The organism is Kitasatospora sp. NPDC058218, from assembly GCF_042882445.1.
Taxonomy (GTDB): domain Bacteria; phylum Actinomycetota; class Actinomycetes; order Streptomycetales; family Streptomycetaceae; genus Kitasatospora.
The window spans coordinates 133,463-153,812 of record NZ_JBHVWC010000004.1 but is presented as its reverse complement, the minus strand read 5'-3'; the positions used below and the strand labels follow the sequence as shown (position 1 = coordinate 153,812).

22 protein-coding genes are annotated in these 20,350 nt (G+C 72.3%); 14 read left to right on the top strand and 8 right to left on the bottom strand.

Annotation, left to right across the window (positions count from 1 at the left end; all coding sequences use genetic code 11):
* The first annotated feature begins 7 nt into the window (after window positions 1–7).
* The gene (locus ACFVYI_RS03890) at window positions 8–1,015 is read left to right on the top strand and encodes a hypothetical protein (RefSeq protein WP_387881286.1); all 1,008 of its coding nucleotides are present in this window, start codon (window positions 8–10) and stop codon (window positions 1,013–1,015) included.
* Between the two features lie 19 nt (window positions 1,016–1,034).
* Here ACFVYI_RS03890 and ACFVYI_RS03885 read toward each other — a convergent pair whose 3' ends face one another.
* Complete coding sequence (locus tag ACFVYI_RS03885; RefSeq protein ID WP_387881284.1) at window positions 1,035–1,625, bottom strand: isochorismatase family protein; 591 nt, start codon at window positions 1,623–1,625, stop codon at window positions 1,035–1,037.
* A gap of 163 nt (window positions 1,626–1,788) precedes the next feature.
* Entirely contained in the window at window positions 1,789–3,105 is a 1,317-nt protein-coding gene (locus tag ACFVYI_RS03880) for a nicotinate phosphoribosyltransferase (RefSeq protein WP_387881282.1), read from the bottom strand.
* 152 nt (window positions 3,106–3,257) lie between these two features.
* On the opposite strand from ACFVYI_RS03880, the gene clpS reads away from it, so the two are divergent.
* The 7 genes from clpS (at window position 3,258) to ACFVYI_RS03845 (ending at window position 8,024) form a co-directional block, all read left to right on the top strand.
* Window positions 3,258–3,551: an ATP-dependent Clp protease adapter ClpS gene (gene clpS / locus ACFVYI_RS03875; protein ID WP_329487840.1), complete on the top strand. Its 294-nt coding sequence runs from the start codon at window positions 3,258–3,260 to the stop codon at window positions 3,549–3,551.
* 58 nt (window positions 3,552–3,609) lie between these two features.
* Entirely contained in the window at window positions 3,610–4,194 is a 585-nt protein-coding gene (locus tag ACFVYI_RS03870; protein WP_387881280.1) for a DUF2017 domain-containing protein, read from the top strand.
* Window positions 4,195–4,381: 187 nt separating this feature from the next.
* Window positions 4,382–5,836 carry an amino acid permease gene (locus ACFVYI_RS03865; protein WP_387881278.1) on the top strand — a complete coding sequence of 485 codons (1,455 nt, stop codon included), beginning with the start codon at window positions 4,382–4,384 and terminating at the stop codon, window positions 5,834–5,836.
* A gap of 66 nt (window positions 5,837–5,902) precedes the next feature.
* Window positions 5,903–6,334 (top strand): Mov34/MPN/PAD-1 family protein, encoded by a 432-nt coding sequence (locus ACFVYI_RS03860; RefSeq protein WP_387881276.1) that lies wholly within the window; start codon window positions 5,903–5,905, stop codon window positions 6,332–6,334.
* Between the two features lie 138 nt (window positions 6,335–6,472).
* Window positions 6,473–6,592 carry a putative leader peptide gene (locus tag ACFVYI_RS03855; RefSeq protein WP_327677307.1) on the top strand — a complete coding sequence of 40 codons (120 nt, stop codon included), beginning with the start codon at window positions 6,473–6,475 and terminating at the stop codon, window positions 6,590–6,592.
* Window positions 6,593–6,695: 103 nt separating this feature from the next.
* On the top strand, window positions 6,696–6,974 hold the full coding sequence (locus ACFVYI_RS03850; RefSeq protein WP_030394231.1) for a MoaD/ThiS family protein: 279 nt from the start codon (window positions 6,696–6,698) through the stop codon (window positions 6,972–6,974).
* 81 nt (window positions 6,975–7,055) lie between these two features.
* Entirely contained in the window at window positions 7,056–8,024 is a 969-nt protein-coding gene (locus ACFVYI_RS03845) for a PLP-dependent cysteine synthase family protein (RefSeq protein ID WP_387881274.1), read from the top strand.
* A gap of 46 nt (window positions 8,025–8,070) precedes the next feature.
* On the opposite strand, the gene ACFVYI_RS03840 is transcribed toward ACFVYI_RS03845, so the two are convergent.
* Window positions 8,071–8,523 (bottom strand): type II toxin-antitoxin system PemK/MazF family toxin, encoded by a 453-nt coding sequence (locus ACFVYI_RS03840; RefSeq protein ID WP_387881272.1) that lies wholly within the window; start codon window positions 8,521–8,523, stop codon window positions 8,071–8,073.
* Between the two features lie 183 nt (window positions 8,524–8,706).
* On the opposite strand from ACFVYI_RS03840, the gene ACFVYI_RS03835 reads away from it, so the two are divergent.
* On the top strand, window positions 8,707–8,898 hold the full coding sequence (locus ACFVYI_RS03835; RefSeq protein ID WP_387881270.1) for a MarR family transcriptional regulator: 192 nt from the start codon (window positions 8,707–8,709) through the stop codon (window positions 8,896–8,898).
* Between the two features lie 184 nt (window positions 8,899–9,082).
* A complete protein-coding gene (locus ACFVYI_RS03830) occupies window positions 9,083–9,829 on the top strand; it encodes an MBL fold metallo-hydrolase (RefSeq protein WP_387881268.1) in 747 nt (248 codons plus the stop codon).
* 4 nt (window positions 9,830–9,833) lie between these two features.
* Here ACFVYI_RS03830 and ACFVYI_RS03825 read toward each other — a convergent pair whose 3' ends face one another.
* Complete coding sequence (locus ACFVYI_RS03825; protein WP_387881267.1) at window positions 9,834–10,748, bottom strand: branched-chain amino acid transaminase; 915 nt, start codon at window positions 10,746–10,748, stop codon at window positions 9,834–9,836.
* Window positions 10,749–10,890: 142 nt separating this feature from the next.
* Here ACFVYI_RS03825 and ACFVYI_RS03820 point away from each other — a divergent pair, with 142 nt between their 5' ends.
* Window positions 10,891–11,895, top strand: coding sequence for a LuxR C-terminal-related transcriptional regulator (locus ACFVYI_RS03820; protein ID WP_387881264.1), 1,005 nt, complete (start codon window positions 10,891–10,893; stop codon window positions 11,893–11,895).
* Between the two features lie 82 nt (window positions 11,896–11,977).
* Here ACFVYI_RS03820 and ACFVYI_RS03815 read toward each other — a convergent pair whose 3' ends face one another.
* The 4 genes from ACFVYI_RS03815 to ACFVYI_RS03800 form a co-directional block, all read right to left on the bottom strand.
* Window positions 11,978–13,258: an LLM class flavin-dependent oxidoreductase gene (locus ACFVYI_RS03815; RefSeq protein ID WP_387881262.1), complete on the bottom strand. Its 1,281-nt coding sequence runs from the start codon at window positions 13,256–13,258 to the stop codon at window positions 11,978–11,980.
* Window positions 13,255–14,349, bottom strand: a complete 1,095-nt coding sequence (locus tag ACFVYI_RS03810; RefSeq protein WP_387881260.1) for an LLM class flavin-dependent oxidoreductase — start codon at window positions 14,347–14,349, stop codon at window positions 13,255–13,257. The genes ACFVYI_RS03815 and ACFVYI_RS03810 overlap by 4 nt, the downstream gene beginning before the upstream one ends.
* A gap of 407 nt (window positions 14,350–14,756) precedes the next feature.
* Complete coding sequence (locus ACFVYI_RS03805) at window positions 14,757–16,034, bottom strand: PTS transporter subunit EIIC (RefSeq protein ID WP_387881257.1); 1,278 nt, start codon at window positions 16,032–16,034, stop codon at window positions 14,757–14,759.
* Between the two features lie 869 nt (window positions 16,035–16,903).
* Window positions 16,904–18,193 (bottom strand): PTS transporter subunit EIIC, encoded by a 1,290-nt coding sequence (locus ACFVYI_RS03800; protein ID WP_387881254.1) that lies wholly within the window; start codon window positions 18,191–18,193, stop codon window positions 16,904–16,906.
* 250 nt (window positions 18,194–18,443) lie between these two features.
* On the opposite strand from ACFVYI_RS03800, the gene ACFVYI_RS03795 reads away from it, so the two are divergent.
* From ACFVYI_RS03795 to ACFVYI_RS03785, 3 genes are all read left to right on the top strand, one after another.
* A complete protein-coding gene (locus tag ACFVYI_RS03795; protein WP_387881251.1) occupies window positions 18,444–18,830 on the top strand; it encodes a glucose PTS transporter subunit EIIB in 387 nt (128 codons plus the stop codon).
* A gap of 217 nt (window positions 18,831–19,047) precedes the next feature.
* Window positions 19,048–19,773 (top strand): ribonuclease PH, encoded by a 726-nt coding sequence (gene rph, locus ACFVYI_RS03790; protein WP_387881249.1) that lies wholly within the window; start codon window positions 19,048–19,050, stop codon window positions 19,771–19,773.
* Between the two features lie 169 nt (window positions 19,774–19,942).
* On the top strand, window positions 19,943–20,332 hold the full coding sequence (locus tag ACFVYI_RS03785; RefSeq protein WP_380575732.1) for a hypothetical protein: 390 nt from the start codon (window positions 19,943–19,945) through the stop codon (window positions 20,330–20,332).
* The last annotated feature ends 18 nt before the right edge of the window (window positions 20,333–20,350 follow it).

Here is a 20,350-nt window from a genome sequence, read left to right as displayed (position 1 = left end):
TGTCGGCATGAGCTACCGGATCCCCTCGCCGCCACCTTCCCTGGAGGAACTGGCGAAGCGTCAGCAGAACGTCATCACCGCCAGCCAGCTGCGCGCCCGGGGCGTGCCGGCCCGGGTGGTCACCGGGCACTGCCGCCGCGGCGGCCCCTGGCAGCGGCTGCTGCCCAGGGTCTACCTCCTGCAGTCCGGCGAGCCGACCCCGGAGCAGCGGATGTGGGCGGCCCTGCTCTACGCCGCGCAGAACGGGCGTGAGGAGGGCCGCCGGGAAGGCGCCGTGATCACCGGTACGGCCGCGCTCGCGCTCTACGGCTTCGCCGCCGTGCCGCGGCTGCCCGCCGTCACCGGGGTGGACGTCCTGGTGCCCCGCCAGCGCCGGCTGAAGGACGCCGGTGAGGTCCGGATCCGGCGCACCGAACGGGAGTTGGTGGCCAGTTCGGTGCACGGCCTGGCCTGTGCTCCGGTCGCCCGGGCGGTGGCCGACGCGCTGCGCGAGTGGACGGCCGAGGGCGCCGCGCTGCCGGTCCGCGCGGTGCTGCGGGAGGCCGTGGAGCGCCCCGACATCCGGTGCACCGTCCGGGAGTTGGTCGCCGAGCTGACCGAGTCCGGGCTGGCCGCCGACCTGCGGGTGCGGGCCGCCCTGGACGAGCTGCTGGCCGCCGAGCGGGACGCGGTGCTGGAGCGGCTCGGCGCCCTGCTGGACGAGTGGCTGCTGCCCGTCCCGCTGACCGGCCCCGAGCTGCGGATGCGCGGCGGCACCTACATCGCCGTGCCGGACCTCTACTGGCCGACGGTGGGGGTGGCGGTGGAGGTCGACTCGGAGCTGCGCTGTGTCAGTGAGGGGGAGGCCGCCTGGGTGCGCGGCGGCCAGCACCGGATGGAGTACCTCGGGGTGCGGCTGGTCCACGTCGGCGGTGTGCGGTTGGCCGCCGAGCCGGAGGCGGTCGGCGCCGAGCTGCGCGAGGCCTTCCGGCTGGGCGGCACCGACGTGGTGGAGCTGCTGGTCACCGAGCGGTGAGCCGGCGCCGGCCCGGGGCTCAGCCCCGCACCATCGGCGTCCCGACCAGTTCGACGCCGGCCGCCCGCAGCTCCTCCAGCGCGGCGGCGGTGGTCTGCGGCGCCACACCGGCGGTCAGGTCCAGCAGGACGCGGGTGGCGAAGCCCGCCCGGACGGCGTCCAGCGCGGTGGCCCTGACGCAGTGGTCGGTGGCGAGCCCGACCACGTCGACCTCGGTGACCTGACGCTCGCGCAGCCACTCGATCGGGCCCCGGTTGTTCTCGTCGAAGCCCTCGAAGCCGCTGTACGCCGCCGCGTAGGCGCCCTTGTCGAAGACCGCCTCGATCGCGCCGGAGGTGACGGAGGGCGCGAAGTTGGGGTGGAAGCCGACGCCCTCGGTGCCCGCCACGCAGTGCACCGGCCAGCTGTTGACGTAGTCCGGGGCGTCGGAGAAGTGGTCGCCCGGATCGATGTGGTTGTCGCGGGTGGCGAGGACGTGCTGGTAACCGGCGTGGGACTCGGCGATCAGGTCGGTGATCGCGGCAGCCACCTCGGCCCCGCCGGCGACGGCCAGGCTGCCGCCCTCGCAGAAGTCGTTCTGCACGTCGACGACGATCAGTGCCCGGTGCATGGCTTGCATCCTCGGTTGTCTGGTGGGGGCGCGGTGCGCTGGTGCTCCGCGCGTCCGGTGGGAACTCTACGGTCGACTGTAGGCAGTGGCACCCGGGGGCGGAAGGCCCGGGGCGCACCCGGGCCTCGTGCCCCCGGCCCGGACGGCCCGCGCCGAACGGCGGTCAGACGATCAGTTCGGTCGACAGGACCGGGTCGCCCTTGGACAGCTGGGTGGCCGACAGCGGCAGTCCCGCCAGGGCCCGGACGTGCCGCTCGCGCGCCGCGGCCAGCGGCTCCCGGCCGACCACCTCGCCGGCCCGCACCAGCGGGACCTGCAGGAGGTGCGGCTCCAGCTCGGCCGGGATCGGCCCGGTGCCGACCACCTCGGCCTCGGCGACGCCGTCCTGGTCGGGCCGGCGGGCCGCCCACTTGCGGCCGCCGACGCTGGTCTTGCCGCCCGCCGCGCGCTTGGCGACCGGCACCAGCGGGCCCTGCGGCACCTCGGCGCGGGCGACCAGCTTGTAGACCATCGCGCAGGTCGGGTGGCCGCTGCCGGTGACCAGGCTGGTGCCGACGCCGTAGCCGTCCACCGGGGCGGCGGCCAGTGCGGCGATCGCGTACTCGTCCAGGTCCGAGGTGACGATGATCTTCGTCTTGTGGGCGCCGAGCTCGTCCAGCTGGCGCCGGACCCGGTGGGCCAGCAGCGTGAGGTCGCCGGAGTCGATCCGTACCGCGCCGAGCTCGGGGCCGGCCACCTCGACGGCGGTGCGGACGGCCTCGCGCAGGTCGAAGGTGTCGACCAGCAGGGTGGTGCCCCGGCCCATCGAGGCGATCTGGGCCCGGAACGCGTCCCGCTCGTTGTCGTGCACCAGGGTGAAGGCGTGCGCGGCGGTGCCGGTGGTCGGGATGTCGTGGGTGAAGCCGGCCTCCAGGTCGGAGGTGGCCGCGAAGCCGGCCACGTACGCGGCGCGGGCGGCGGCCACGGCGGCCTGCTCGTGGGCGCGCCGGGCGCCCATCTCGATGCACGGGCGTCCGCCGGCGGCGGCGGTCATCCGGGAGGCGGCGGCGGCGATCGCCGAGTCGTGGTTGAGGATCGAGAGGATCACGGTCTCCAGGATCACCCCCTCGGCGAAGCTGCCCTCGACGGTGAGCAGCGGCGAACCGGGGAAGTAGACCTCGCCCTCCGGGTAGCCGTGGATGTCACCGGTGAACCGGTAGTCGGCCAGGTAGCGCAGGGTGTCGTCCTCGACCACGCCCTGGCCGGCCAGCCAGTCGAGCTGCGCGCTGGTGAAGCGGAAGTTCTCGACGGCGTCCAGGACCCGCCCCGTGCCGGCCATCACGCCGTAGCGGCGGCCGCTCGGCAGGCGGCGGGTGAACACCTCGAAGACGGAGCGGCGGTGCGCGGCTCCGCTGCGCAGGGCGGCCTGCAACATGGTGAGCTCGTAGCGGTCGGTGAGGAGCGCGGTCGAACCGGCCGCGCGCACTGAAGTGGCGTCCATGGGGATGATGCTACTACCACTTAGCGTCAGATTGACGATTTCTCGTCGCGGGCGTTCCTGCGCCCCGGGTCGGAATCGCCCGGAGGTCCCCCGGATGGCAGCATGGGGGCTGAAGGGGTATGTGCGGGAAGAACGGCGAGGAGGACCCAGCGTTGAGTGTCGCGCCCGTGGAGATCGAGCGCCCGGAGGTCGAAGGCCTGCCGGTGGCGGAGCCGGACACGCCCTGGGTGACCATCGTGCACAACGACCCGGTCAACCTGATGAGCTACGTCCAGTACGTGTTCCAGGCCTACTTCGGCTACCCGAAGGACAAGGCCCGGAAGCTCATGATGGAGGTGCACAGCAAGGGCCGGGCGGTGGTCTCCAGCGGATCCCGCGAGGAGATGGAGCGCGATGTGCAGGCGATGCACGGCTACGGCCTCTGGGCCACACTGCAGCACGACTGACCCGCGAACCGCGCCCCGCACCCCACCGAAGACGACGAAGACGGGCTGACCGATACAGATGGCTGGGTTGTTCGAGAGTGCCGGCGGCGGGAGCGCGGCGATCGCGCTGGACGAGCTGGAGGCCTCCATCCTGCGCTCCCTGGAGGTGCAGATGCTGGAGCTGATCGGACCGGGCCCGGGCGGGGACACGAGCGACCCGCTCGCCGCGCTGTTCGCGGAGGGGCCGAGCGAGGCCCCCGCCGACCCGGCGCTGGCCCGGCTCTTCCCCGACGCCTACGGCGACCCGGAGAAGCCGGACGACGCCGAGACGGCCGAGACCAGGGAGGCCGCCCGGGAGTTCCGCCGGTACACCGAGCTGGACCTGCGCGCCCGCAAGCGCGAGGACGCGCTGCAGGTGGTCCGGGCGCTGGACGGGCTCGGCGGCGAGGGCGGCGTGCTCAAGCTGGCCGCCGCCGACTGTCTGCGCTGGCTGGGCGCGCTCAACGACCTGCGGCTGACCCTGGGCGTGCGGCTGGAGGTCGCCGAGGAGGACGAGCAGGGCCTGTACGACCTGCCGGACGCCGACGAGCGCAAGCCGCTGGTGATGGCCTACCTGTGGCTGGGCGCCCTGCAGGAGTCGCTGCTGGAGGCGATCGCGGACTGATCCTGCCCCGCTCCCGGGCCGCCGTGACCCCCCGTCCGCATGCTGGACGGGGGGTCACGGCTTTTCCGTTCAAAACGGGCGAAATGATATGAGGACATGCTCAAATATCGCTCAGATGAACACCGCTATCCGGAACCTGCGTGGTACGACTTCTCCACCCCACGAGACCCACCCAGGACGGTGCACCATGGCCGAGCAGATCTACGACGAAGTGGTCGACAGCAAACCGGACGAGGAGGGCTACGAGCGGGGTCTGGGCAGTCGCCAGATCCAGATGATCGCCATCGGCGGCGCCATCGGCACCGGGCTCTTCCTCGGCGCCGGCACCGCGATCTCCAAGTCCGGGCCGAGCCTGATCCTCTCCTACGCCGTGGCCGGCGTGGCGATCTTCGTGATCATGCGGGCCCTCGGCGAACTGCTCACCTACCGCCCGGTCTCCGGCAGCTTCGCCGAGTACGCCCGCGAGTTCCTGGGCCCCTTCGCCGGCTTCGTGACCGGCTGGACGTACTGGCTGTTCTGGGTGGTCACCGGCATGGCCGAGACCACCGCCGCCGCCGTCTACGTGAAGTTCTGGGCGCCCGACATCCCGCAGTGGCTCAGCGCGCTCACCTTCCTGGTCATCCTCTACGGGGCCAACCTGATCTCGGTGAAGCTGTTCGGCGAGATCGAGTTCTGGTTCTCGATGGTCAAGGTCACCGCCATCATCGGCATGATCCTGATCGGCATCGGCGTCCTCACCCTCGGCTTCAGCGACGCCGGTGACACCGCGTCGATCACCAACCTCTGGGACGACGGCGGTTTCTTCCCCAAGGGGATCGGCGCCACCGTGATGACCCTGCAGATCGTCATGTTCGCCTACCTCGGCGTCGAACTGGTCGGCGTCACCGCCGGCGAGAGCGAGAACCCCCAGAAGACCCTGCCGCGCGCCATCAACACGCTGCCCTGGCGGATCGCGCTCTTCTACATCGGCGCTCTGGTGATCATCCTCTCGCTCGTCCCGTGGACCGAATTCCAGCCCGGCGTCAGCCCGTTCGTCGCCGCCTTCGGCAAGATCGGCATCCCCGCCGCGGCCGGCATCATCAACTTCGTGGTGCTCACCGCCGCGCTCTCCTCCTGCAACTCCGGCATGTACTCCACCGGCCGGATGCTGCGCGACCTCGCCCTGCGCGGCCAGGCCCCCCGGCAGGTCACCAAGCTCAACTCCCACCGCAGCCCCGCCGTCGCGATCACCGTCTCGACCATGCTGATGGGCGTCGGCGTGGTGCTCAACTACCTCGTCCCGGCCAAGGCGTTCGAGTACATCACCTCGGTGGCCACCGTCTGCGGCCTCTGGACCTGGGCGATGATCCTGATCTGCCAGATCCGCTACCGGAAGGCCTGGAAGGGCGGGCACCTGCCGCCGCCGAGCTTCAAGGCCCCCGGCGGCCTGTGGAGCAGCTGGTCCGCGCTCGCCTTCCTCGTCCTGGTGGTCGTGCTGATCGCGATCGACAAGGACAGCCGGATCTCGCTGTACGTCTTCCCCGGCTGGGCCGTCCTGCTCGTGGTCGGCTACCAGGTGCTCAAGCGCCGCAGCCCGCAGGCCGTCCACGCCGTCGCCCACGACCACCTGCACGCCCGCAACGGCGCCGGCGACGCCCACTGAGACGCCCGACGGCCACGCCGTGGACGCCCCGGCGGACACCCGCCGGGGCGTGGCTATCCTGACCGCATGCTGACCATCACCCGAGAACTGCGCGACGCCGTCGTCGCCCACGCCCGCGCCGACCACCCGGACGAGGCCTGTGGCGTGGTCGCCGGACCGGCCGGCAGCGGACGGCCCGAGCGGTTCGTCCCGATGCTCAACGCCGCCCGCTCGCCCACCTTCTACGAGTTCGACTCGGGCGACCTGCTGAAGCTCTACCGCGAGATGGACGACCGGGACGAGGAGCCCGTGATCGTCTACCACTCGCACACCGCCACCGAGGCCTACCCGTCGCGCACCGACGTCAGCTACGCCTCCGAGCCGTTCGCCCACTACGTCCTGGTCTCCACCGCCGACGGCAACGGCCCGGACGACCCGTACCAGTTCCGCTCGTTCCGCATCGTGGACGGCGCGATCACAGAAGAAGACGTCCAGGTCGTCGAGGCCTACCAGCCCTGACCCGCACCCCCCTGGGCGCGGCCCGCCACCGTCCCAGCGACGGCGGCGGGCCCGTGTCGTCTCACCAACAGAAACGGAAACATCCGGATTCCGAGACGGGCATGTCGGAGCGAGCCCGGGAATCTATACGATGAGCCCATGCGTTCCGTCGATGTGAGCACCCAGGCCCCGGGCACCCGCCTCGTGGCGCGCCTGCACGTCGACCTGTGCCGGCTCGCCAGCGCGATCTGTCCCGGCACGCCGGCGCGCTCGCGCTGAGCCGCCCGACCAGGCCCGCCGCACGCCCTGCGCACCGGGCCCGACCCGCCCTGCCGCGCCCGCTGCGGCCCACCCACCTCACGACTCGCACAGGAGCGCACCCATGGCCATCGAGGTCCGCATCCCGACCATCCTCCGCACCTACACCGACGGCGCCAAGGCCGTCGAGGGCACCGGCAGCAACCTCGGGGAACTCTTCCAGGACCTCGACGCCCGCCACCCGGGCATCGCCGCCCGCCTGCTGGACGGCGGCGAGCTGCGCCGCTTCGTCAACGTCTACCTCAACGACGAGGACGTCCGCTTCCTGGAGGGCATCTCCACCGCCCTCGCCGACGGCGACAGCGTCACCATCCTGCCCGCCGTGGCCGGCGGCGCCCGCTGACCTCCGGTCCTCCCGCCCGCCGGCCGCGCGGGCGGGAGGACCGCCGCACCCAACCCTCACCGCCGTTGCCGGAGGCACCCCTTGCGTTACGACAGCCCGCTCGAAGCCGTCGGCAACACCCCGCTGGTCCGCCTGCCCCGACTCTCCGCCGCCGTCCCCGGCAACGCCGACGGCCTGGTCACCCTCTGGGCCAAGCTGGAGGACCGCAACCCCACCGGCTCCATCAAGGACCGCCCGGCGCTGCACATGATCGAGCGCGCCGAGGCCGCCGGGCTGCTCACCCCCGGCTGCACCATCCTGGAGCCCACCAGCGGCAACACCGGCATCTCCCTCGCCATGGCCGCCAAGCTCAAGGGCTACCGGATGGTCTGCGTGATGCCCGAGAACACCAGCGAGGAGCGCCGCGAACTGCTGCGCATGTGGGGCGCGGAGATCATCCCCTCACCGGCCGCCGGCGGCTCCAACACCGCCGTGCGGATCGCCAAGGAGATCGCCGCCGAGCACCCCGACTGGGTGATGCTCTACCAGTACGGCAACCCCGACAACGCCGGCGCCCACTACGCCACCACCGGCCCCGAGATCCTCGCCGACCTGCCCTCCGTCACCCACTTCGTGGCCGGCCTCGGCACCACCGGCACCCTGATGGGCGTCGGCCGGTTCCTGCGCGAGAAGGTGCCCGGCGTGCGGATCGTCGCCGCCGAACCCCGCTACGACGACCTGGTCTACGGTCTGCGCAACCTCGACGAGGGCTTCGTCCCCGAGCTGTACGACGCCGAGGTGCTGACCACCCGCTTCTCGGTCGGCTCCGCCGACGCCGTCCGCCGCACCCGCGAACTCCTGCAGCAGGAGGGCATCTTCGCCGGCGTCTCCACCGGCGCCATCCTGCACGCCGCCATCGGCGTCGGCCGCAAGGCCGCCACGGCCGCGGAGCGCGCCGACATCGTCTTCGTCGTCGCGGACGGGGGCTGGAAGTACCTCTCCACCGGCATCTACACCGCCGAGTCGACCGAGGCCGCGGTCGAGGCCCTGCAGGGCCAGCTCTGGGCCTGAGCCGCCGCCGCGGGAACGCCCGCCGGGCCGGCTCCGGTCCGGCCGGCTAACCCGCCACCGCCTGCCGGGCCCGGGCCCAGATCTGCCGGTCCACCACACCGGCCCGGCGGCGGAACGCCGACAGCGGCACCTCGCGCAGCTCGTCGGTCTCCAGCCAGCTGGTCCGGCCCTGGCGGTCACCCACCGAGCCGGGCGGCAGCGGCAGCACGCCCGGCCGCTCCGCGTGGTGCTTGCTGGTGATCTTCGCGACGGTGGCGGTGCGCCCGTTCACCCGCAGCACCAGGCAGGGGCGGTCCTTCGCCCCCGGGCCGTCCTCGAACGGCACCTCCGCCCACCAGATCTCCTGCGGAGCCGGGCCCGGGCGGCCCTTCGCCGGGCGCCGCCCGGGCTCCGGCACGGCCGGCGCCGACGCGCCGCGCGCCCGCCGGACCAGCACCGACACGACGAAGGCCAGGACCGCGGCACCCGCCACGGCCAGGAGCACCCAGAAGCCAGTCATGCGCCAGACCGTACCCGGCACGCGGCCGCTCCCACCACCGTGACGGCTGTGACAGTTGAGCATTTATCCGTTCCCTGCCCCCGGTTCGTCACGGAATGACCACGGAGTCCGTTCTGCGCTCAAGCCCGCCCCGGAGCCCGGAAAGCTGATCACGCACGTCCCCCCTGCATCCGGAGGTGACCCGTGAACCGCAGCACCGACCTGTGGTCCTACGCCGAGATCGCCCGCCACATCAACGTCCAGCCGGAGACCGTCCGCAACTACCGCCGACACGGCCTGCTCCCCGACCCCGACGTCATCGACGGCAGCGGACACCCCCGCTGGCACCCCGACACGATCAGGACCTGGGCCCGCCGGCGCCCCGGCCACCGCTGAACCACCGCACCGCCCCCGCCCCCGGCGTTCTGGTGATTCCAGCCACAGCGCGGCACGGAGACGGGGGCAAAGTGCCCCTCCGCCCTTACTCTCGACACGCGAACGCAGTGCTACCCGCCGGTTCACCGGCCGGTACTGCCATTGACCAGCAGCAGCCAGGACGTGTCGGGGCGGAGGGGCTCGGATGAAACTGACCGTGGTGGGGTGCTCGGGGAGCTTCCCGTCCGCCGACTCGCCGTGCTCCAGCTACCTCGTGGAGGCCGACGGCTACCGCGTCGTACTCGACCTCGGCAACGGCGCACTCGGCGCCCTGCAGAAGTACGTCAGCCTCTACGAGGTCGACGCCGTCCTGCTCAGCCACCTGCACGCCGACCACTGCGTCGACCTCTGCGCCTACTGGGTCGCCCGCAACTACCGGGCCGAGGGCTGCCCCGACCCGATGCCCGTCTACGGACCGGCCGGCACCGCCGAGCGGATGGCCCGCGCCTACGACATGCCGGAGAACCCCGGCATGAAGGAGGTCTTCGACTTCCGCACCCTCACCCCCGGCGCCTTCGACCTCGGCCCGTTCCGGATCGAGGTCGCCCAGGTCAACCACCCCGTCGACGCCTTCGCCTTCCGGCTCGAACACGCCGGCCGCAGCCTCGTCTACTCCGGCGACACCGGTGAGAGCGCCGCACTCGTCGAACTCGCCCGCGACAGCGACCTCTTCCTCTGCGAAGCCGCCTACATCGACGGCCGCGACACCTACCGGGCCGTCCACCTCAACGGCCGCGAGGCCGGCGAACACGCCACCGCCGCCCGCGCCCGCCACCTCGTCCTCACCCACATCCCGCCGTGGACCGACGCCGAACACAACCGCCGGGACGCCGCCGCCGCCTTCACCGGCCCGGTCGACATCGCCCGGGCCGGCGCCGTCTACGAGCTCTGAACGCTCAGCAGACCGGCGTCAGCCAGTGCCGGTAACGGGCATCGGCACCCGAGACCGCCGCCTCGTACGCCTCCCGCAACCGGTCGGTGACCGGACCGGGCGCGGCCGGCAGCTCGCGGTCGTCCAGCGAACGGACCGGGACGACACCCGCCGCCGTCCCGCACAGGAACACCTCGTCCGCCGCGTACAGGTCCGAACGCAGCAGACCCTCCACCCGCGCCGGCACCCCCAGACCCGCCGCCAGCTCCAGCACCGTGTCCTGGGTGATCCCCTCCAGCGCCCCGGCACTCGCCGGCGGCGTCCGCAGCACCCCGTCGCGCACCACGAACACGTTCTCGCCCGTGCACTCGCTCACCGAACCGTCCGACCCCAGCAGCAGTGCCTCGTCGTACCCCGCGTCGGTCGCCTCCCGCCGGGCCAGCACCGAGTTCAGATACGGCCCCGTCGCCTTCGCCGCCGGCGGCACCGCGTTCGGGTCGTTGCGCCGCCAACTGCTCGTCTTCACCCTGATCCCACCACCCCCGTCCGGCAGTTGGGAATGCCACTCCCAGCTCGCGATCGCCGTCGTGGTGGGGGAGAAGCGCATGTCCAGACCCATCGAGCCGTACCCCAGGAACGCGAAGTGCCGCAGATAGCACGACCGGTGACCGTTCACCCGCACCAGATCGACCGTCGCCTTGGTCAAATCATCCACACTGTAAGGGAGTTCCATCCGCAGCATGCGCGCACTGCGGTCCAGCCGGCGCAGGTGCTCGGGCAGCCGGAACACCGCCGGACCATCCGCCGTCGCGAACACCCGGGTGCCCTCCAACACCCCCGTGCCGTAGTGCAGGCCGTGCGTCAGCACATGCGTCCGCGCCTGCTGCCAGGGCACCAGCGCGCCGTCCAACCAGATCGTCGAAGCCTCGGGAAGAGCCATGCCGCCCATCCTGACCACCGCCGCGCCGCCGGTCAGCCACCCCGGCACTGCCGGAACCGGCCATGACCGGGAGCGGAAGCGGCACCGTCTCGCCCCTCGGAAACCCCGCCCCGCCCGCACCCGGCCTCACTACGCTGCGCCGATGGAGCGCACGGAGAACGCGGGGAGCCCCGCCCAGAGCGACGCCACCCGGCTCTACGCCCGCCTGCTCGCCGAACCCGGGCGCCCGCCCACCGCCCTCGGCCCCGACTGGGACGAGCGCCGCCTGGCCGCCGCCACCGCCGAACTCCGCACCCTCGGCCTGCTCCAACCCACCGCCGCCGCCGGCGGACACGCCGCCGTCTCCGTCGACACCGCCGTCCGCCAACTCCTGCTCGACACGGACACCCACGTCACCGACCTCGTCGCCGCCCTGGGCCGGGCCCGCGACGCCGTCGACCGCCTGCACGCCGGCTACCTGCCGATCCAGCACCGCCACCACACCGGCGCCGCCCTCGAACTCGTCCGCGGCGCCGAACGGATCGCCGCCCTGCTGGAGGACGCCGCCCGCGGCGCCCGCACCGAAGCCCTCTCGCTGCGGCCCGGCCAGGACCTCTCCGGCCCCGCCCTGGCCGGCAAACTCGCCCGCGAGCGGCTCGCCCTCGCCCACGGCGCCACCCTGCGCACCATCTACCCGGCCGCCGCGCTGCGCCGGCCCGCCGTGCTCGCGCACGTCCGTGAACTGACCGCGGCCGGTGCCCGGATCAGGGCCGCGCACTCGTTGCCGCTGTGGCTGATCGTGGTCGACGCCCGGCTGGCGATCCTGCCCGCGCCGGGCGCCGGCCCCGGCGGGGACGCCCCGGTCGCCGAGGCGGCCGTGGTGGTCCGCGAGCCGGCCCTGGTCGCCCTGGTGGCGGAGCTGTTCGAGTACTTCTGGTCGGCGGCCTGGACGCCGCCGGAACTCCTCGCCGGGAGCGGCGGGATGACGGATCGTCACGACATGGTGCTGCGGCTGCTCGCGGCCGGTCTGACCGATGCGGCGATCGCCCGGAAGCTGGAGGTCTCCGAGCGGACGGTGCGCCGGCTGGTCGCCGAGCTGACCGCCGACCTGGGCGCGGAGAGCCGCTTCCAGGCCGGTGTCCACGCGGCGCGCCTCGGCCGGATCTGAGGCCGGATCCGAGGCCGCTCCCGGGCCGTACCGAGCGGCGCCGGGCCAATCGGTACGGCCCGGCGCCACCCGGTGCGGGTGGTCAGCGCCGCCCGGGGACGGGCAGGCCGAGGTGGTCGCGCAGCGTCGTCCCGGTGTACTCGGTACGGAACACCCCGCGCTCCTGGAGCAGCGGCACCACCTGGTCGACGAAGTCGTCCAGACCGCCCGGGGTGAGGTGCGGGACGAGGATGAAACCGTCCGCCGCGTCGTTCTGCACGTACGCGTCGAGCTGCGCGGCGACCGTCGCCGGGGTGCCGATGAAGGACTGCCGGCCGGTCACCTCGATCACCAGTTCGCGGCTGGTGAGCTTCTTCTCAGCGGCCACCGCCCGCCACCGGGCGGCGATCTCCAGCGGATCCCCGAGCCTGGTCCGGCCCTGTACCAGGGTGCTGTCGACCACCGGGTCCGCCGCGGGCAGCGGGCCGTCCGGGTCGTGGCCGGACAGGTCGACGCCCCAGATCTGCTCCAGGAAGGCGATGGCGGTCTGCGGTCCGACCTGGGCGCGGCGGATCTCGGCGGCGCGCTCGGTCGCCTCGTCCTCGGTGTCGCCCAGGACGTAGGTGACGCCGGGCATGATCTTCAGCTCGTCCGGCTTGCGCCCGTACGCGGCCAGTCGGCGCTTGACGTCGGCGTGGAAGGCCTGGCCGGCGGCGAGGGTCGAGTGTCGGCTGAAGATGATGTCGGCCGCGGCGGCGGCGAACTCCCGGCCCTCGTCGGAGTCCCCGGCCTGGATCACCACCGGGTGGCCCTGGGGTGGGCGCGGCACCGAGAGCCGGCCCTCGACGTCGAACTGCGGGCCGCTGTGCCGGACGTCCTCACCGTCCCAGAACTCCCGGGCCAGTTGGACGAATTCGGCGGCGCGGGTGTACCGGTCGGCGCGGTCGAGATAGCCGCCGCGGCGGAAGTTCTCACCGGTGAAGGCGTCCGAGGAGGTGACCACGTTCCAGGCGGCCCGGCCGCCGGACAGGTGGTCGAGCGACGCGAACCGCCGGGCCAGCTCGTACGGTTCGTTGAAGGTGGCGTTGACGGTGGCGGCCAGCCCGAGGTGGGTGGTGACGGCGGCCAGCGCGCCGAGCACGGTGATCGACTCGGGCCGGCCGACCACGTCCAGGTCGTGGATCAGGCCGTTGACCTCGCGCAGGCGCAGGCCCTCGGCGAGGAAGAAGAAGTCGAACCGGCCGCGTTCGGCGGTCTCGGCGAGGTGGCGGAAGGAGGCGAACTCGATCTGGCTGCGGGACGCCGGGTCGGTCCAGACCGTGGTGTTGTTCACGCCCGGGAAGTGCGCGGCGAGGTGGATCTGCTTCAGCGGTCGGTCCGTCATCGGGTCACCTCGGCATGGGCGGCGGCGGGCGCGGCGGGAACGGCGGTGGTGACGCCGGGGCCGGGAGCGGCGGGAACGGGAGCGGGAGCGGCGGCGGCGAGGGCGTAGCGATTGGCCGGGCGGGCCAGGCCGAGGTGGTCGCGCAGGGTGGCGCCGGTGTAGCCGGTGCGGAACAGGCCGCGCTCGCGCAGGGCGGGGACGACCTGGTCGGCCACCGCGGCGAGGTCCCGGGCCGACTCCGCGGGTACCAGGTGGAAGCCGTCGACGCCGCCTCCGCCCTCGGTGATCTCCCTGGTCAGGGCGGTGATCGCGGCGCTGTCGGGGAGGTCGGCGGGGAGCCGGGCGAGGATCCGCAGGCTCTCGCCCGCGCGCAGCCGCAGCTCGGTGGCGGCGGTCAGCCGGTCCGCCGGGCCGGAGGCGTCCAGCAGGACGACGTCCGCGTACCGGGCGGCGGTCTCCACCCGGGCCCGGCTGCCGGCGGGGGCGTCCGGGGCGAGGTCCGCGGCGGCGACCGGTACCGCGATGACCGGTCGGCCCTGGGGCGGGCGCGGGGTGATGGAGGGGCCGCGCACCGAGAAGTGCGGGCCCTCGAAGTCGATGTAGTGGAGCTTCTCCCGGTCGACGAACCGGCCGGTGGCCACGTCGCGGATCTCCGCGTCGTCCTCCCAGCTGTCCCAGAGCCGCGCGGCGACCTCGGCGGCGTCGGCGGCCTCGGCCCAGAGCTCGTCGGCCGGGGCGACGCCCTTGCGTCCGAAGGCGCGGGCCTGCGCCTCGGTGTCGGAGATCCCGAGCAGCCAGCCGGCCCTGCCCTCGCTCACCCAGTCCAGGGTGTTGACCGATATCGAGGTGTGGAACGGCTCGGTGTGCGTGGTGGTGACGGTCGGGACCAGGCCGAGCCCCCGGGTCTGCGGCGCGAGTCGGGCGAAGGTGGCGAGGGCGTCGAGCCGGCGCGGCTCGGGTGCGTAGGAGTCGTCGAGGGTGACGAAGTCGAGCGTGGCCCGCTCGGCGAGGCGGGCGAGGGCGGTGAAGTGCCCGGCGTCGAAACGGCCGGGACTGTCGAGGGCGGCGGACAGGTGCAACTGGCGCGGCATGGCGTGGCCTTGACTTTCCTCGTGCGTGCGCGCTTCTTCAGGTCGTCGCGCGCGGAACGCAGCTGGATACGTGGCGGTGGCCCGGGTGCGGGCTGACACGAGAGGCGGGGAAGCGGGGGCCGGGGCGCGGCGGGAGGTCAGCCGGGCGGCGGCGGGGGAACGGACGGTTCAGGCGCAACACGCGGCCGACCACACACGACCGAAGTCGATGTGGCAGCGGCTGACCAGGATGCGCGGCGCGTTCACCACTTCAGTTGACCAGCGATGTTGCCGGTTCGTCAACCGCCGTCCCACCGGGCGGTCCATGATCGCGCGGTCGTGCCGGGACGCGCGACGGCCCCGCCCCGCCGCTCGGGGGGAGCGGGCGGCGGGGCGGGGCCGGGGGTGCTGCGGGTCGTTCCTCGGCGTCAGGCCTTGGTGACGTCCTCGATCTCCTCGTCGTCCTCACGACCGGGGGTCTTGAGGTTGAACTTGACGATCGCGAAGCGGAAGAGGAAGTAGTACAGGGCGGCGAAGGCGAGACCCAGCGGGATGATCATCCACGGGTCGGTGGCCTTGTTCCACGCCAGCAGGTAGTCGATCAGACCACCGGAGAACGTGAAGCCGTCGTGCACACCGAGCGCCCAGGTGACGGCCATCGAGACGGCGGTCAGCAGCGCGTGGATCACGTACAGCACCGGGGCGATGAAGACGAAGGAGAACTCGATCGGCTCGGTGACACCGGTGACGAAGGAGGTCAGCGCCAGCGAGAGCATCATGCCGGTGACGGCCTTGCGGCGGTGCGGCTTGGCGGTGTGGGCGATGGCGAACGCGGCGGCCGGCAGCGCGAACATCATGATCGGGAAGAAGCCCGACATGAACTGTCCGGCGGTCGGGTCGCCGGCGAAGAAGCGGGTCAGGTCGCCGTGCACGACGGTGCCGTCGGGCTTGGTGAAGTCACCGGTCTGGAACCAGGCGTAGGAGTTCACGAACTGGTGCATGCCGACCGGCAGCAGACCACGGTTGACCAGGCCGAACGCGCCCGCGCCGAAGGCGCCGGCACCGATCAGGGTGTCGTTCAGGCTCTTGATGGCGTCGCCGATCGGGCCCCAGGTCAGGGCGAACACGACACCGACGGCGGTGCCGACGAAGGCCATGAGGATCGGGACGAGACGCCGGCCGTTGAAGAAGCCGAGCCAGTCGACCAGCTTGGTGCGGTGGTACTTCTGCCACAGCACGGCGGAGAGCAGACCGATCACGATACCGCCGAGCACGCCCGGGTTCTGGTAGGTGGCGGCGGTGTACTTGCCGTCGGCGACCACGGCGTCGGTGACCGGGAACGCGGTCAGCACGTTCTTGTACACGAGGAAGCCGACGAGGGCCGCGAGCGCGGTGGAGCCGTCGGCCTTCTTGGCGAAGCCGATCGCGATGCCCACCGCGAACAGCAGCGGCAGGTTGTCGAAGACGGCGCCGCCGGCGGTGTTGAACACCGCGGCGACCTTGTCCCAGCCGAGGCCGTCCTTGCCGAACACATCGTCCTGGCCGAGACGCAGCAGCAGACCGGCGGCCGGGAGAACGGCGATGGGCAGCTGGAGGCTGCGGCCGATCTTCTGCAGACCCTGCAGCAGGTTCTGGCCGAACTTCTTGGTGGGGCTTGGCGTGGCCGGAGCCGCGGCGGGCGCCGGTGCCTGCGCAGACTGACTCATGGGGGTGGGTTCCTAACGGCAGGGCGGGTCGGTCGGGGGTAGGTGCACAGAGGGGCCGAACCGCGAACTGGTCTACACCACACGTGGTGTAGACCAGTTTTGTAGCACGGGTGGAGAAGGGGGGGAAGCCCTGAAAGCGCCGCTGGTGAGAAGCGCTATGAAATCGAAACCTACTTGCGGATCGACGATCATGATTACCCGCCGTGATTGGGATTTTGGCTATTTGCGCAACAAAAAGGCCCGGGCGCTCGACGGCGGGGCCGGCGGCCCCCGGACGGGCGCTCGGCGAGCGGTCGGCGGGCACCCGACAGCCGGCCGACGGGTGGTCGTCGCCCGGTCGGCGGGTGGCCGACGGGGCGCCGGGGCGACCGGAGTGCTGCCGTCCCGGCTGCCCCGGGTGCCCGCTGCGGCGCCGGCCGGTCGGACGCGGAGATCGCGGCGGTGGGCCGCGGGGATGTTCCGGACCCCCCTGATCGGGTGCCGGGTATTCACCGGCGCATTGCGCCCGGACTCGGCGGATGCTCCCGACCGTCCGGAGAAACCGATGGCGGCGCCGGTGCGCGGCGGCGGCGCCGGATTGCCGGATCGTGCTCCGCGCGGCGGCGGCGATCTTCCCCCCACCCGGTGCGCCGCCTTCGCGCCGGCCCGCCGCGCCCGGCGGCCGCGGGGTGCCACGGCCCTGCCCTGGCAGGGCCCCGGGCCGCCGGACCCCGGGTGTCGGCCCGGCCACCGGGCCGGCCGTCGAATTTCCCGGACCGGTCGGGGAAATCGATTTGCGGCCGGGACCAATGTCCTGTCGGGAATATGACGAAGGCCCTCGGGCCAATGGTCCGAGGGCCTTATTCGGAGCGCGTCCGGTGACGCTCGGTTTATGCCTTGGTCACGTCCTCGACCTCGTCGTCGTCCTCGCGCCCGGGAGTTTTCATGTCGAATTTCACGATGATGAACAAGAAGAGCGCGTAGTACACGGCGGCGAAGCAGAGCCCGATCGGGATGATCACCCAGGGCTTGGTGGCCAGGCTCCAGTTGATCGCGTAGTCGATCAGGCCGGCCGAGAAGCTGAAGCCGTCGTGCACCCCGAGCGCCCAGGTGATCGCCATCGACGCACCGGTCAGCAGCGCGTGCACCGCGTACAGCGCGGGGGCGACATAGGCGAAGGAGTACTCGATCGGCTCGGTGACGCCGGTCACGAAGGACGTCAGGCCGACCGAGAGCATCAGGCCGTAGATCTCCTTGCGGCGGTGCGGCTTGGCGGCGTGCGCCATCGCCAGTGCGGCGGCCGGCAGCGCGAACATCATGATCGGGAAGAAGCCGGAGGTGAACTGGCCCGCCGTCGGGTCGCCGGCCAGGAAGCGCGGGATGTCGCCGTGGACGACGATGCCGTCCGCCTTGGTGTAGTCGCCGAACTGGAACCAGACGAAGGTGTTCAGCAGCTGGTGCATGCCGATCAGCAGCAGCACGCGGTTGGCGACGCCGAAGATGCCGGCGCCGCCCGCGCCCAGGTCGGCCAACTGCTGGCTCATGTCGTTGAAGGCCCGGCCGATCGGCGGCCAGGCCCAGACCGCCAGGACCGCCAGCAGCATGCCCACCACGGCGGTGATCATCGGGACGAGGCGGCGGCCGTTGAAGAAGCCCAGCCAGTCGACCAGCCGGGTGCGGTGGAAGCGCACCCAGAGCCAGGCCGACAGCAGGCCGATCAGGATGCCGCCCAGGACGCCCGGGTTCTGATAAGTCGCGGCGGCCGACTTCGCCGAGGTGAAGTCCACGCACTGGGAGCCGACCAGCACGGTCGGCAGCTTGCAGTCCTCCGGGAAGGCGTGCAGGACGGCGTAGAAGACCAGGAAGCCCACCACGGCCGCCAGCGCCGTGGAGCCGTCCGCCTTCTTGGCCATGCCGATCGCGACACCGATGCAGAACAGCATCGGCAGGCCCAGCGAGGAGTCCAGCAGCGCGCCGCCCGCCGCCGCGAACACCTTGGCGACGTCGTCCCAGCCGAGCCCGTCCTTGCCGAACACGTCGGGTTGCCCGAGCCGGTTGAGGATGCCCGCCGCCGGCAGTACCGCGACCGGCAGCTGGAGCGAGCGGCCCATCTTCTGGAGCCCGCCGTAGAAGGTGTGCCACCACGTGGTCTGCGGGGCTGTGGCGCCTGCCGAACTCATCCTTCGCCCTCCGAGAGCAGTTGCCGACCGGTGGCCCCCCGGGGGACCCTCGGACAGGGCTCAGGAACACCCGGGGCGCTTCCTGCGTTCATCGGAGTACACATATATTGGTGTAGACCACTTCGGGAGGCAGGCCGCGCGCACCGGGGCAGAGACCCCGCTGATCGTCATCCTCGGACGAAGATCCAGAGCATGCGCGCCGGAATGGGCCAAAAGTGGACTAACGTGGCAGATCGGTCCAACTCGGGTGATGCTGGTCGCGCTGCGGCGCAGCGCGACGGCAGCTGAATCCGGGTCAGCACCGACAGCGACCACCCCGGCCATCGGCCGGGGGCACCCCGGCACAGCGCAGGACGGCACCCGGCAGAGCAGCCGACGGGCCGAGACAGAGGGAGAAAAACAGATGGCCAGCAAGGCTGAGAAGATCGTCGCCGGTCTGGGCGGCATCGACAACATCGAAGAGGTCGAAGGCTGCATCACCCGCCTGCGCACCGAGGTCAAGGACGCCTCCCTCGTCGACGAGGCCGCGCTGAAGGCCGCCGGCGCCCACGGCGTCGTCAAGATGGGCACCGCGATCCAGGTCGTCATCGGCACCGACGCCGACCCGATCGCCGCCGACATCGAGGACATGATGTGAGCTGAGCCCACCAGGCTCACCACCACCCGGCCCGCCGCCCCCCCCAGGGACGGCGGGCCGGCCCCGTTCGACGAGGCCCGGGCCCCGCCGCCGGACCCCGTCCCTTCGGGCACCGCACCGGCCCGACCGGGCAGAACCACCGACCCCCCGGGCACACCCCACACGCCCGTCGGGGCGTACCAGGACCACCCGACCGAAACCGCTACGCTCGGTGCCTATGTCACGCATCGACGGCCGCACCCCCGACCAGCTCCGCCCCATCACCATCGAGCGGGGCTGGAGCAAGCACGCCGAAGGCTCCGTCCTCATCTCCTACGGCGACACCAAGGTGCTGTGCACCGCCAGCGTCACCGAAGGCGTCCCGCGCTGGCGCAAGGGCAGCGGCGAAGGCTGGGTCACCGCCGAGTACTCCATGCTCCCCCGCGCCACCAACACCCGCGGCGACCGCGAGGCCGTCAAGGGCCGCATCGGCGGCCGCACCCACGAGATCAGCCGCCTCATCGGCCGCTCGCTGCGCGCCGTCATCGACCACCGCGCCCTCGCCGAGAACACCATCGTCCTCGACTGCGACGTCCTCCAGGCCGACGGCGGCACCCGCACCGCCGCCATCACCGGCGCCTACGTCGCCCTCGCCGACGCCGTCGCCTGGGCCCGCGAGAAGAAGATCCTCCGCGCCAAGGGCCAGCCCATCACCGGCGGCGTCAGCGCCGTCAGCGTCGGCATCATCGACGGCGTCCCCATGCTCGACCTCCAGTACGAGGAGGACGTCCGCGCCGAGACCGACATGAACATCGTCTGCACCTCCGACGGCCGCTTCGTCGAGGTCCAGGGCACCGCCGAAGGCGCCCCATTCGACCGTGCCCTGCTCGACCGGCTCCTCGACCTCGGCACCCTCGGCTGCGCCGAACTCGACGAGATCCAGCGCAAGGCCCTGGAGGGCTGAACCCCCCGTCGGTGCCCGAAGGGCTCCGCGCACGGCCCAACCGCGGCGCCGCCGCTGTACAGGCCGGGCCCGGAGCCCTTACGGTTCCCGCAGCACCCCCGTTGCGGGAACCGCGCACCCCTCGGCGCGCGTCCTCCTGTTCCGGAACCCGCGCACCCAGGAGGACCGGATGCCCCAGAGCATCGCCCGCCCCGCCACCCTCGCCGTGGCCGGCCTGATCGCCATCCTCCCGCTCAGCGCGGTCAGTTGCTCGGCCGCCCAGAAGGCACTCGACTGCGGCAACACGGCCGTCCGCATCACCGGGGACATCAGCGACGTCACCACCGCCTTCAACAACGCCAGCAACGACTCGGCCGCCGCCGGCCAGGCCCTGCAGAAGCTGAAGAACGACCTCGACGACCTCGGCAAGAACTCCAAGAACACCGACGTGTCGAAGGCCATCACCGACCTCAACACCCAGGTCGACAAGGTCCAGCAGGCCGTCAACAACAAGCAGGTCCCCGACCTCAAGCCGCTCGGCGACGCCGCCGGCAACCTCACCCAGGTCTGCACCGGCTGACGTCCGGTTAGGGTGGGT

Bases quoted from the DNA above. Each gene is read 5' to 3' on its own strand.
- ACFVYI_RS03890 (WP_387881286.1), top strand. From the start codon at position 8: ATGAGCTACCGGATCCCCTCGCCGCCACCTTCCCTGGAGGAACTGGCG.
- ACFVYI_RS03885 (WP_387881284.1), bottom strand. From the start codon at position 1,625: ATGCACCGGGCACTGATCGTCGTCGACGTGCAGAACGACTTCTGCGAG.
- ACFVYI_RS03880 (WP_387881282.1), bottom strand. From the start codon at position 3,105: ATGGACGCCACTTCAGTGCGCGCGGCCGGTTCGACCGCGCTCCTCACC.
- ACFVYI_RS03870 (WP_387881280.1), top strand. From the start codon at position 3,610: ATGGCTGGGTTGTTCGAGAGTGCCGGCGGCGGGAGCGCGGCGATCGCG.
- ACFVYI_RS03865 (WP_387881278.1), top strand. From the start codon at position 4,382: ATGGCCGAGCAGATCTACGACGAAGTGGTCGACAGCAAACCGGACGAG.
- ACFVYI_RS03860 (WP_387881276.1), top strand. From the start codon at position 5,903: ATGCTGACCATCACCCGAGAACTGCGCGACGCCGTCGTCGCCCACGCC.
- ACFVYI_RS03855 (WP_327677307.1), top strand. From the start codon at position 6,473: ATGCGTTCCGTCGATGTGAGCACCCAGGCCCCGGGCACCCGCCTCGTG.
- ACFVYI_RS03850 (WP_030394231.1), top strand. From the start codon at position 6,696: ATGGCCATCGAGGTCCGCATCCCGACCATCCTCCGCACCTACACCGAC.
- ACFVYI_RS03840 (WP_387881272.1), bottom strand. From the start codon at position 8,523: ATGACTGGCTTCTGGGTGCTCCTGGCCGTGGCGGGTGCCGCGGTCCTG.
- ACFVYI_RS03830 (WP_387881268.1), top strand. From the start codon at position 9,083: ATGAAACTGACCGTGGTGGGGTGCTCGGGGAGCTTCCCGTCCGCCGAC.
- ACFVYI_RS03825 (WP_387881267.1), bottom strand. From the start codon at position 10,748: ATGGCTCTTCCCGAGGCTTCGACGATCTGGTTGGACGGCGCGCTGGTG.
- ACFVYI_RS03820 (WP_387881264.1), top strand. From the start codon at position 10,891: ATGGAGCGCACGGAGAACGCGGGGAGCCCCGCCCAGAGCGACGCCACC.
- ACFVYI_RS03815 (WP_387881262.1), bottom strand. From the start codon at position 13,258: ATGACGGACCGACCGCTGAAGCAGATCCACCTCGCCGCGCACTTCCCG.
- ACFVYI_RS03810 (WP_387881260.1), bottom strand. From the start codon at position 14,349: ATGCCGCGCCAGTTGCACCTGTCCGCCGCCCTCGACAGTCCCGGCCGT.
- ACFVYI_RS03805 (WP_387881257.1), bottom strand. From the start codon at position 16,034: ATGAGTCAGTCTGCGCAGGCACCGGCGCCCGCCGCGGCTCCGGCCACG.
- ACFVYI_RS03800 (WP_387881254.1), bottom strand. From the start codon at position 18,193: ATGAGTTCGGCAGGCGCCACAGCCCCGCAGACCACGTGGTGGCACACC.
- ACFVYI_RS03795 (WP_387881251.1), top strand. From the start codon at position 18,444: ATGCTGGTCGCGCTGCGGCGCAGCGCGACGGCAGCTGAATCCGGGTCA.
- rph (WP_387881249.1), top strand. From the start codon at position 19,048: ATGTCACGCATCGACGGCCGCACCCCCGACCAGCTCCGCCCCATCACC.
- ACFVYI_RS03785 (WP_380575732.1), top strand. From the start codon at position 19,943: ATGCCCCAGAGCATCGCCCGCCCCGCCACCCTCGCCGTGGCCGGCCTG.